At 47.4% G+C, this 11,428-nt stretch carries 10 protein-coding genes, 2 tRNA genes and 1 pseudogene; 5 read left to right on the forward strand and 8 right to left on the reverse strand.

All coding sequences use genetic code 11. The features are described 5' to 3' along the window. Positions 1–196: 196 nt before the first annotated feature. The 5 genes from selA (at position 197) to EAO33_RS00420 (ending at position 4,677) form a co-directional block, all read left to right on the forward strand. Positions 197–1,492, forward strand: a complete 1,296-nt coding sequence (selA, locus tag EAO33_RS00400) for an L-seryl-tRNA(Sec) selenium transferase (protein WP_120944117.1) — start codon at positions 197–199, stop codon at positions 1,490–1,492. A 173-nt stretch (positions 1,493–1,665) separates the two neighbouring features. Further along, the gene (locus EAO33_RS00405) at positions 1,666–2,517 is read left to right on the forward strand and encodes a carbon-nitrogen hydrolase family protein (RefSeq protein WP_120943906.1); all 852 of its coding nucleotides are present in this window, start codon (positions 1,666–1,668) and stop codon (positions 2,515–2,517) included. Positions 2,518–2,529: 12 nt separating this feature from the next. Then, positions 2,530–3,411, forward strand: a complete 882-nt coding sequence (locus tag EAO33_RS00410) for a polysaccharide deacetylase family protein (RefSeq protein ID WP_104752264.1) — start codon at positions 2,530–2,532, stop codon at positions 3,409–3,411. After that, positions 3,411–3,734 carry a hypothetical protein gene (locus EAO33_RS00415; protein WP_120943908.1) on the forward strand — a complete coding sequence of 108 codons (324 nt, stop codon included), beginning with the start codon at positions 3,411–3,413 and terminating at the stop codon, positions 3,732–3,734. The genes EAO33_RS00410 and EAO33_RS00415 overlap by 1 nt, the downstream gene beginning before the upstream one ends. Next, entirely contained in the window at positions 3,727–4,677 is a 951-nt protein-coding gene (locus tag EAO33_RS00420; RefSeq protein WP_120943910.1) for a CobW family GTP-binding protein, read from the forward strand. Before EAO33_RS00415 ends, EAO33_RS00420 begins: the two co-directional genes overlap by 8 nt. A gap of 31 nt (positions 4,678–4,708) precedes the next feature. Here EAO33_RS00420 and EAO33_RS00425 read toward each other — a convergent pair whose 3' ends face one another. From EAO33_RS00425 to EAO33_RS00460, 8 genes and pseudogenes are all read right to left on the reverse strand, one after another. Next, positions 4,709–5,287 carry a DUF1104 domain-containing protein gene (locus tag EAO33_RS00425; RefSeq protein ID WP_120943912.1) on the reverse strand — a complete coding sequence of 193 codons (579 nt, stop codon included), beginning with the start codon at positions 5,285–5,287 and terminating at the stop codon, positions 4,709–4,711. A gap of 114 nt (positions 5,288–5,401) precedes the next feature. Continuing rightward, positions 5,402–5,488, reverse strand: a tRNA-Leu gene (locus EAO33_RS00430). 18 nt (positions 5,489–5,506) lie between these two features. Next, positions 5,507–5,591: transfer RNA gene (locus EAO33_RS00435), tRNA-Leu, on the reverse strand. Positions 5,592–5,609: 18 nt separating this feature from the next. After that, the gene (locus EAO33_RS00440; protein ID WP_120943915.1) at positions 5,610–5,921 is read right to left on the reverse strand and encodes a F0F1 ATP synthase subunit C; all 312 of its coding nucleotides are present in this window, start codon (positions 5,919–5,921) and stop codon (positions 5,610–5,612) included. 68 nt (positions 5,922–5,989) lie between these two features. Then, entirely contained in the window at positions 5,990–8,041 is a 2,052-nt protein-coding gene (locus EAO33_RS00445; RefSeq protein WP_120943917.1) for a polyribonucleotide nucleotidyltransferase, read from the reverse strand. 8 nt (positions 8,042–8,049) lie between these two features. Further along, complete coding sequence (locus EAO33_RS00450) at positions 8,050–8,709, reverse strand: phosphoribosyltransferase (protein WP_120943919.1); 660 nt, start codon at positions 8,707–8,709, stop codon at positions 8,050–8,052. Beyond that, positions 8,706–10,972: pseudogene (locus EAO33_RS00455) on the reverse strand (LPS-assembly protein LptD). Before EAO33_RS00455 ends, EAO33_RS00450 begins: the two are co-directional and overlap by 4 nt. Then, the gene (locus EAO33_RS00460) at positions 10,973–11,428 is read right to left on the reverse strand and encodes an RDD family protein (RefSeq protein ID WP_235852889.1); all 456 of its coding nucleotides are present in this window, start codon (positions 11,426–11,428) and stop codon (positions 10,973–10,975) included.

Here is an 11,428-nt window from a genome sequence, read left to right on the forward strand (position 1 = left end):
CTTGGATTTGGATCATAAAAGCATGCTTATGCCCAATGCCTAGCACCACAACAAGATTTTTAAATCCCTAAAATGCCAAATCGCCTAAAACTTTCGTGTTAAAACGCCCGTCGCAACGCGTGTGCCATAATTCCAAAAATTCCTCTATTGTTAAAACGCAAACCCTAAACCCTTACACTTGTGCTACAATGCCCCCATGAAATCCTTACCGGCTATGCACACTCTTTTAAACGCCCCTTGTTTTGCTCAAGGCTATGATCGATCGATCTTAAAAACTCTAGCTAATGAATTACTAGAAGAGTGCCGACAAAATCAGCGCGCTTATGAAAACTTAACCCAATGGTGTGATGCGCTCCAAGCGCGCTATTACGCGCTTTTAGCCCCCCCCCTTAAAAAAGTCTATAACGCTACGGGGGTGTTGCTCTCCACTAATTTAGGGCGCGCGCCTTTGGAGAGTGGCGCGCTCAGGGAGTTAGAAATTTTAAGCTCTTATGTGGATTTAGAGGTGGATTTAGAGAGTGCTAGGCGTTTTGAGCGCGCTTTTCAGGCACAAAATCTTTTAAAGGCAATTTTCAACGCCCCGGACGCACTCATTCTCAATAACAACGCGAGCGCGTTGGTGTTGGTGGCTAGCGCATTTGCTCCTAAGTCTAAGCGCAAACAAACCTTGCTCTCTTATGGGCAGTTGGTAGAAATTGGGGGAGGTTTTAGAGCCCATGAACTCTTAGAGAGTGTAACTCATCTTAAACTGGTGGGCAGCACCAATAAAACTTATTTGCGCGATTATAAGAATGCTTGTAGCAATGCTAGCGCGCTAATTGCTAGCGTGCATTGGAGTAATTTTTCTATGCAGGGCTTTGTGGCGAGTGTGCCCTCTAAATCTCTTTTTAATCTAGCCCAAGAAAGGGGTTTGATCTTTTATGAGGACTTGGGGAGTGTGCAAGGCGTGCAGGAGACTAGAAAAGCCCTTAAAAGCGCGCATCTTTTGAGCTTTAGCGCGGATAAATTATTAGGGAGCGTGCAAGCCGGGATTGTGCTAGGAGAGAGAGAATATATAGAAATCTTGCGCGCCCATCCGCTTTATCGCGCCTTTAGGGTGGATAAGATCACGCTCTTTTTACTCACTAAGAGTTTGCAGGGCTATTTACAAGATCAAAAAACCCCCTTGCAAACTTTCTTAGAGCAGGATAAGGACGCATTGCTCAATAAAGCTTTAAAACTCCACCGCGCTTTAAGCCAAATAGCAGGGCTAAAAGCCTTTGTGATCCCCACACACGCGCGCGTGGGTGGGGGCGTGCAGATGCAGGATTTAGAGAGTTTTGGGGTGCAACTACAAGCTAGCATGGATGGCAAAGCCCTTTATCACGCCCTTTATAAAAGGGGCGTGGCTGGAGTGGTGCGCTCTGATTGCGTGGTGCTAGATGTCTGCGCGCTGTTTGAAAAGGATATACCCGCGCTGGTGTGTTGCGTGCAAGAAGTGTTAGAGATATAACTCTCCATAATCCCATAGATTCACCAAGGCTTTAGTGCCAGTGCCCGCGCCTAGTGTGGTGGTATTGCCGGTCTATGTGTGCGCTCAGAGTCTGCAAGGTTTTAGAACAAGCCCACATTTACCTTAGCGCGTTTAAAGTGCATTAAAATAGGCTAAAACGAAAGGGCGCGGTGATGGAAAGAAAAGTCAAGGTGGCGGCGGTGCAGTTTTCTCCTCGATCTTATGAGAGGGAAACAAACCTCAAACACGCGTTGAATCTGGCACAAAAAGCCCTCTCTAGTGGGGCTAAGATCGTGTTATTGCCCGAGCTATTTGACAGTGGCTATTGCGTGGAGGATCGCGATTTAGAATTTGGGCTTGATCTTAGCGATCCCACACAACCCACTTTGGAAGGTTTAAAAGCTCTGGCTAAGGAGTATAAAGCCTACCTCATTGCTGGCAGTATCGAGCAAGAGGGAGGCGCGCTGTTTAATAGCATTTACATCGTGGGGGAAAAGGGGGTGGTGGGGAAGTACCAAAAGGTCTATCTGTGGGGCGATGAAAAACAGAGGTTTTCTAGGGGGCAGGAGTATCGCGTGTTTGAGTTGCCCTTAGGGGATTTTAGCCTCAAAGTGGGGTTGCAGATTTGCTATGAGGTGGGTTTTAGTGAGGGGAGTAGGTTTTTAGCCCTACAGGGGGCTGAACTCCTGTGTTTTTGCGCGGCGTTTTCTAAGATACGCAGTTACGCGTGGGATTTGGGGGGGCAGGCAAGAGCCTTAGAAAATGGGGTCTTTGTTTTGGCGGCTAATCGTTGTGGGAGTGAGATTTCTAAGATCAGCCATAAAGAGCTCACCTTTTGTGGGCACTCTAAGATTGTCAATCCTAAGGGGGAGATTGTGGAGCAATTAGGCGATCAAGAGGGCGTGCTGGTGGGCGTGCTGGATTTGGGCGAAATCACAGCCCAAAGGCAGAACATCCCCTATTTGAGGGATTTGGACTTGGCATTGAATCAAAAAACCTTGAAACACCTTGTGGATTTATCTTAAAAGGAGCAAAAGATGGCAAAAGAGATTTTTGTGGCTTATGGTGTAGACATTGACGCGGTGGCTGGCTGGATTGGGAGCTATGGGGGTGAGGACTCCCCTGATGACATTTCAAGGGGGATTTTTGCGGGCGAAGTGGGGGTTCCTAGGCTCTTAAATCTATTTAAAAAATACCACATCCCTGCCACTTGGTTTATCCCCGGGCACTCTATTGAAACCTTCCCTGATCAAGTTAAGATGATCGTAGAGGCCGGGCATGAGATTGGCTTGCATGGCTACTCGCATGAAAACCCTATCGCGATGACTCCCAAACAAGAAGAAGATGTCTTGCTTAAAACCATTGGGCTGATTAAAAATCTGACTGGGCAAAACCCTACCGGTTATGTCGCGCCGTGGTGGGAGTTTTCTAGCGTAACTAATGAACTGCTTTTAAAGCATGGCGTGAAATACGATCACTCTTTGATGCACCGCGATTTCACGCCCTATTATGTGCGCGTGGGGGATTCGTGGACTAAGATCGATTATAGCCTAGAGGCAAAGGATTGGATGAAGCCCTTGGTGCGTGGCACAGAAACTGATTTGGTAGAAATCCCGGGGAGTTGGTATTTGGACGATTTACCTCCCATGATGTTTATCAAAAAAGCCCCCAATAGCTTTGGTTTCATCCCACCCCGCCATATTGAAGAACTGTGGTTAGAACAATTTGACTGGGTTTACCACGAAATGGATTATGCGGTCTTTTGCATGACCATCCATCCGGATGTGAGCGGTCGCCCCCAAGTGTTGCGCATGCATGAGCGCATTATCCAATACATTAACCGCCATAAGGGCGTGCATTGGGTCAACTTCAACACCATTGCCGATGATTTCATGCGCCGTTGTCCTAGAAAAAAATAATGTGTGTGCTGTGTGCGGATTTGAACACCACCTTGCATTGGAGCGATGTGGGTGCTCCTATGGGAGCTAACTTAGTGGTGGGGGCTTTGCAGGGGGAGCGCGTGCGCGCACGGATACAAAAACTCAAGGTGGCAAACAAAATTTTAAAATTCTATGGTTTGAAACTGCGCGTGTGGGGGAGTCAATTTCTCTTAGAGGATCAAAAGGGGCACCAAGAGCTCGTCAGAGATTTGGGCGATCTGTGCTACAAAGCCCAAGCTTTAAGCCCCAAACCCCTAGACATTTTAGACCCTAAATTGCTAGATTTCTTAAGCCGTGGCTAAGATCCCTGTTAGCATTCTGACGGGTTTTTTAGGCAGTGGCAAGACCACACTTTTAGCCCAAATATTGGAGCGTTGTGCCAATCGGGCGATCGCGGTGGTGGTGAACGAATGCGGGCAAGTGGGTTTGGATACACAGGTTTTAGCCCACCTGCGCTATGTCCCAGAGAAAATGCGTCTGTTGCAGGGGGGGTGCGTGTGTTGCGCCTACCGCCAAGATTTGATCGATTCGCTAAAAGCGTTGATTTCTGATGGTTGTATAGATCATGTGGTGGTTGAAACAAGCGGAATTGCTAACCCCGCGCCCATTCTCTTTAGTCTCTTGCACGATGTGTTTTTAAGCCAGCATTTTATTCCCCACAATGTGATCACCTGCTTAGACGGGGTGCATGGTTTCTCACATCTCAAGGACAATGTAGAAGCGCAACACCAGATCGCTATCTCTAATGTGGTGGTGATCACCAAAACAGACTTACAAGATTCATTTGCTAAACTTAGCACTTTGGTCGCTAGCACCAACCCCACCGCTACGCTTTATGATAAAGCGCGCATAGATGTCGCGTGTTTGCTCCAAGAAAGCCCTACTAGCCCTATCTGTGCTACTCCCCCTCAGCACACACACCAATATTTTAGAACCCTATGTTTGGAGTTTGAAGAGCGCATAGACTGGAGTGCTTTTAGCTTGTGGCTGAGTTTCTTGCTTTATCAATACGGGGATCGCATTTTGCGCACTAAGGGCATTATTAGAACAGAGCAGGCTTGCATTGCGCTCAATGGCGTGCAACATATTATCTATCCCCCCACCCATTTAAGCCCCACCCAAGAGCGCCTATCCCAATTAGTCTTTATCCTCAAGGACTTAGACCCCCAAGCTATTCATACCTCTTTAAAAACCCTCTTTAGGGCTTTAGGCGTGGCGTTCAACCCCCGCCACAGCGTAACCTGAACTCAAGCAAACGCCTACTTCGCAGGCATTTCTACTCGTGAGCGCCTTCAGATTTTTCTTTGTGTTCTTCGCTTTTGTGCTCCTCAGCCTTAGCAGGAGCCTTGCTAGCTTTGTGTTCTTCGCCCTTAGAAGCCCCCTGCGCCCCGTGTTTCATACCCTCATGCCCGTGTTTTTCGCCATGTTCTTGACCATGTTTGCTGGCATGCTTTTTGCCATGTTTGCGTGAGCAGAGCAATTCGCGTTGTTTACCCTTACACACTTCCACATCTAAGCCCATACTCATTAGCTCTTTGGGATCGTGGTCTTTTTTCTTCTCTTCTAGGGCTTCTGCTACCTCTTTACGCAAGGCTGCAAAATCTTTTGCGCTCATCTTCGCCAAGTTGGCTTTGTAAGTCTTATGCACCTGCACTTTGAAATTCATCTTGGCTTTGCCTTTTTTCTCTTTAAGGCGTTTGTAAACCTCCTCTTGGTAGTCCAGCACCTCTTCGCCACTGTGCAAAGTGCCTGCCAATTTAATGAAATCCTTATCGCTCAAGCTAGAATAATCCTCCGCATGAGCTACGCCTAATGCCAACGCTCCCATCATAACAATGCCTAGAAAACGACGCATAAATTCCCTTTCCTAAAAAGTTTAATGTAAAGACACATCATTTTATCTTGTTTTTATTGAAATTGAGCTTAATATTTGAATAGGAATAAAATTTTAGACGGATTTTGTAAATAATGGTACCAAAAGTCGGACTCGAACCGACACGGAGTCGCCTCCACCAGATTTTGAGTCTAGCGTGTCTACCAATTCCACCATTTTGGCACAAATGCTACGCGTTCGTGGTGCACTGGGCGAGAGTCGAACTCGCACGAGTTGCCTCACCACCCCCTCAAGATGGCGTGTCTACCAATTCCACCACCAGTGCAAAACCCCCCCTTGAAACTTAAGCTAAGAACGGGTTGCTATAGACCGCGATAATGGCAAACACCAGAGTGTAGATAACTTGCGCTTCGATCATTGCCATCGCAATAAACATCGTGGTGAGAAGTTTGCCTCCCACTCCCGGGTTGCGTGCCGTGCCTGTAATGGCTGCAGCAGCGGCATTTCCCATCCCAATGGCTCCCCCGCAAGCAGCTACCCCTAAGCCCACAACCGCTCCCACGATGGAGTAGGATTTAATCATGTCCAGCCCGTTTACCTCTGCTCCAAAAGCTAGCCCAACCATACCTAAACACAAAAGCGCAAGAAACCTCATGGACAACTCCCGTTCTGAAAAATGTTGCTAGGCGCAAAACTCGATTATGGCATTTCCAAACTTAATTTTCAAGCCAAAATGACATCGATCTTGCCACTCTCATGGATGGCGCTAATTTGGCATTGTAGGCGTGTGTTCTGTGCAAAGGAATCGACGCGCAAACCGTGTTTTTGCAAACAAGACTTGTGTAAGAGCGCATCGCCTCCTCTGGGCAGGCGCACAAACACCCCAAAATCCGCGATTTTTTTAACTTCCACCTCCAACATCTCGTGCAAAAAATAGGGCTGTGTCTGGGTGAGTTCTAAAATATAAGCTTTGGCTTCTTTGGCATTTTGGGCGTGTTTGCTAGTGATCTGCACCGCTCCGCTGGATTTGTCTAAATCTATGGCTACCCCAAAGCGTTCGATGATCTCCCTGATGATCTTACCCCCCGTCCCAATGATGGTGGCGATCTTTTTGGGGGGCACGAAAAAACTCTCTAAAGCGGGCAGGGCTTGGGGATTTAACACGATTTTCTCTCGAGCCTCCTGCATGATCGCTAGAATATATTCTCTAGCTTGCTTGGCTTGGCTTAAAATACCCTCAAAGAGTTCTAATTTAAGCCCTTGAGTCTTGGTGTCCATTTGCATGGCAAGCACCCCTAACGCGCTCCCTGCGATCTTAAAATCCATATCCCCTTGCATGTCCTCTAACGCGCTGATGTCGCTCAAAATGGCATGGCGATCCCCTTGCACCACCAAGCCCATCGCCACCCCTGCGATCAAGGCGCGCACCTTCACCCCGCTAGCGCACAGGGCTAAAGACCCCCCACACACACTTGCCATAGAACTCGAGCCATTGGATTCTAAGATCTCAGACACAAGGCGGATGGTTTGGGGGGTTTCTAGGATTGATCCTTGTAAAGCGCGTTTAGCCAAATGCCCATGTCCGAGCTCACGCCGGCTAGGTGCGCTCAAAGGCGCGCTCTCCCCCACACTGAAGGGCAAGAAATTGTAATCAAACATGAAGGTTTCTTTTAGGGGGGTTTTACAGTCCAAACTCTCCTGTGTTCTAGCGTCATTACTCCCGCCTAAAGTGCACACCACTAGGGCTTGGGTGTGCCCGCGGGTAAAAAGCGTGGAAGCATGGCAGTGTGGCAATAGATTGGTTTCTATACTAATAGGGCGCACCTGAGTTAAACTACGCCCATCTAGGCGCGTTTTTGTGTTGAGAATTTGGGAGCGGATAGCTTGGTGGATATAGTGTTTAAGCGCGCGTTGGACGCGCTCTAGGGCGTAGAAATGCCCGTGTTCTTGTAAAGCGTTTGCCACATACTGGGCTAGATTCAAAAAATCCGCCTCCCTCTCGCTCTTAGCCATTTGCGCCATCACTTCTAAGACTTGGGTGTGGAAGTGTTGTTGAATCAAGGCTTCTAGGGGGACATCTGGGCTTTGGGGCGAAGGGGGCGCAAAACTAGGGGGGTTTTTATGGGGGGTGAAATCGCGTTCAAATTGCGCGCTGGTGTGCTCGATATGCTCTTGGGCGCGCCCTAATAGAGTTAATAACTCTGCTTCTGCTATGTCCTCTAGCGCGCACATCTCTACCATGAGCAGAGCCTCTTTAGTGCCCGAAACATAGAGATCTAAACTGCTTTGTTGTAATTGCGCAACGCTGGGGTTAATGACAATCTCACCGGTGATCTTGGCGATACGCACCGCGCTGACATTTTGATCCACTCCGATATTGGCTAAATAAAGCGCGTTAGCGGCTGCGTGCAGGGCGCACACCTGTAAATCGCTTTGCTGATCATGGCTTAGGACTAAGATCGTGATTTGTATGGGGTGGGCATAGTGTTGGGGGAATAGGGGGCGTAAACTACGATCGATGAGGCGCGAAGTTAAGGTTTCAAACTCGCTAAGTTTACCCTCGCGCTTGGTAAAACCCCCCGGGATACGCCCAATAGCATAGGCGCGTTGGCTAAATTGCACGCTTAGGGGTAAAAAATCCCCTTCTATAGGGGTTTTATCCACCATCACGCTGGCTAATAGCACGCAACCCTGATAGCTATACCAAAGCGCGCTGGTGGCTTGTTTGGCTACATAATGGAGTTGGTAGGTTTCGCCATTGCTTTGAATTGTCATAGTGCTCCTTAAGTGGGTTTCATAGAAGAATCAAAAATACGCTCGATCTGGGCTAAATCTAGCTCAAGGGGGCGTTTGTAATAATGCGCGATGCTCACAAAGTGTTCAGGATGGTAGACGCTCACCACCCCATCGCAAATGCGATTCAAACTCTCTTCTACAGATTTAGGCACAATGGGGGTTAACACCATAATGCTCTTGGCACGCTTTTCCATGCAGGTTTGGATAGCTAGCCCGGCGGTTACCCCCGTTTCGATGCCCTGATCCACAATGAAGACATTTTTGTGCGCGAGGGGCTTGAGCATATTGCCCTTGCGGAATTTATAAATTTTAGAGAGAATCTCCTCTTCATAAATGCGCTTGGCTTCCCCATAGACATAGTCCAAACTGATCTCAAAGCTTTGAATCAAATTCTCATGCATGACAATCCCCATGCTCTCACTCACCAAAGCGATCTCACACTCCCGATTCAAAGGCGCGTAAATCGAACCGCTGAAGAGGAAATCCAAATCGGTGTGTAGTTTCAAGGCGAGCGCGTAAGCAAATTGCAAGCCCTTGAGGCTGGTGGCTAGCATGATGGCGTTGTGGGTGTTAAGATGGCGCACTAGCACTTCGTTCATGAGTTTATGCAAAGCGTCTTGGTGGTCTTCAAAGAGAATCGGGCTCATTGTTTCAACTGGCGGTAGGTGATATTGGTTTTGGTGATGGGCGAGAAGTCCAACTCCAATTTGATGTAATTGTTTTCGTAGATTCTAAGGGGGTCATTGGGGTTGCTAGTCAATACAGGGCGGCGGCGATTCACAAACATCAAGCCGATCCCAAAACAACGCACTTTTTTAAAAATCCCAATATCCCAGTTCAACACGACATTGTGCGCGATGTCATAACCTATGGAGCTAGTTAGAGAGAACCATCTGAAATCGTTGCTAAAGCCGGCCTTGAGGTAGTTAGAATTGTTTTCTACAATCTTGTTGATCCCATTGTCGTTAAAGTTGGATTTAAGGTAGTAGGAAACATTGGCATTGAGGAATTTGTAATTGTAGTTGGCGTTGATAGATACCTCATCTAGGCTGTGGTAATACCAAGAGTAAAAGAGCGTGCCATAAATATTGAGTCCCTTGAGAGGAGAAAAACCCAGCTTGGTTTCCATAGGCATGCGCAAAAAAGACACCTTATCGGTGAAATCCAAGGATTGGGAGATGCGCCAGTAAAACAACTCCTCTCCATTGATTCCATAGAGGTATTGGGTGAGATTCAAATTCAGTTGTTTGTTAGGGGGATTGCGTTCGATGATGGCTGAAGGATTCCACACTGAATCGTAAATCTGCCCGCGGTAGTCATAATCGCTCAAGGTATTAGAAGTGAAATCGTTGCGCGCTTGCGCGCTGAGGACATACATTTGGTTGTTAAACAAGCCGTCTGCAAAGCTGTAGTAAGTGCCTTGTAACACGGCTTCTAATTGCACGGTGTGCAGAAGTTTATTGTATTCGCGAGCTAGATCGCTGTTTAAATATAGGGCGTAGGCACTAGAAAAGTAGTTCCCATAAGCCCTAGAAACCCCTTGAATATCGGGCACATAGCTGTTTTTCGTGTTCATGATCGCCACATTACTCAGATTGACACTATTCCACAAGCCCACAGAGAGGTATTTTTAAAGAGGGAAAATTGCACCCCTAGGGGGACTTTGATGGTGTTTTGCACATAACCATAGCCCACTTGGCGCACAATGTCATGGAATTGGTAATCTAGCGAATAGAGTAAGTGCTTCCAGCCTAGTGGGGCTAGGTATTTGTGGTATTGCAAGCTGGGCAGGGATTGGAAAGTGCGATCGTTATTGATTTTATTGAGATTGAGGAAGTATTTCAAATTAAAGCCATAGTAATGGTTATTGGTTTGGATATAGTAATTACCCCGGGACATATGGGTGGCATCGGTGATGCGTTTGTTGACTTTTTCAAAGCGCACATAGTCTAAGTCGTTCATGTAAAGAAAATCCAAATAATAGGCGTTATCTAAATTGTTTTTCAACCCAAAGTATTTTTGGAACGCCTGTCTGCTAGCGCTCTGGGTTTCAAAGCCAAAGACATTTTGGTTACGCAAATCATAGCGTTTCGTGTAGCTATTGTAGTTGCGGAAATAACGCATGTTGAAGACAAACTTGTCTTGATGGGCGTTGATCATCCTAAATTCAAAATTGAGCCCCAAGCCTCTTTTAGAGCGGATTTGGGGGGCTAGAGTCATGTCCCATGAATCCCTAGGGGCGATGTAAATGGGTTGTAAATAAATAAAACCGGCCAAATTAGAAGTGCCAAACTCTGGGTAGAGTAGCCCACTAGATCGCTTGGTGCTTGTAGAAGTGAAGGCGTAGGGGAGGTAGAGAACCGGGATATTGCCCAGATAGATTTTGGAGTTAAAGAGTGAGAGGTGGGATTTATCGGCGTTAAAACGCCCTGAGCTGGCGTTGACATGCCAGATGGGATTGTCAATGCTGCACCCAGAGGCGGTGAGGTTTTTGATGTAATACTGGTTTTGCTTGGCATGCGCGATGTCCGCGCTAATCCACATCCCGCTCACACTGTCTTGCACATAAAAGGGGAAGATGAGCTCGTATTTCTCGTTCATCTGCACTTTGATGTGTTCGGCGCGCACCAAGAGTCCCTCCCCACGGTAAATTTTGACATGCCCATCTAAAATCGCGATCTTCTTTTGGGTGTCATAAGAGACGCGATCGGCTAGAATATAGACATCGTAATTGAGCAAGATCGCATGCCCGGTGGCAGTTACGATATTATCTTTAGCGTCCACGCGATCAGCCAAGAGTTCAAAAATCTTATGGTTTTTTTTGTCAAATTTCTGCACAGCGACTTGTTGCTGTTTAGCCTGCGCGCCCACCACAAATAACCACCCTAAAAGGAATAACCACCAGCGCATTCATTTAGTCATGATAACCAAAGTCTGGGCGTGTCTGTCGTGAAACACGCGCTGGAATCTATCTCTAGCCAAGTAGATCAAGGGGCATAACAAGGCGAGTTCTTTGAGTGCGCAACGCTTGAGTCGTTGGGTCCACGGGGGGTTATCCAAGGTCTTCAAACTCACCACGCGCAAGTGGAAGACGATCTTGCCAACACTCACCCCAAAACCCCCCATGCCCAAGTGTTCGTAAAGCAAGTGCAAGAGTGTATACAACAAAAAGTAACGCAAAATCCCATGGGCGTGTAAGACAAAACCCAAACCTAAAGTATCCAACCAGTGCGTGTTGAAATCCCATGCCACCAGTCCCACTAACAACACATCCACACCATAAGCCCCCACCCTGCACCACCACGGGGGCAAGACAAGGCGTTCTTTGTAAAGCACTTCTTCTAATTTATACGACTCCAAATCCAC

The sequence above is a fragment of the Helicobacter labacensis genome (assembly GCF_003660285.1).
GTDB lineage: Bacteria > Campylobacterota > Campylobacteria > Campylobacterales > Helicobacteraceae > Helicobacter > Helicobacter labacensis.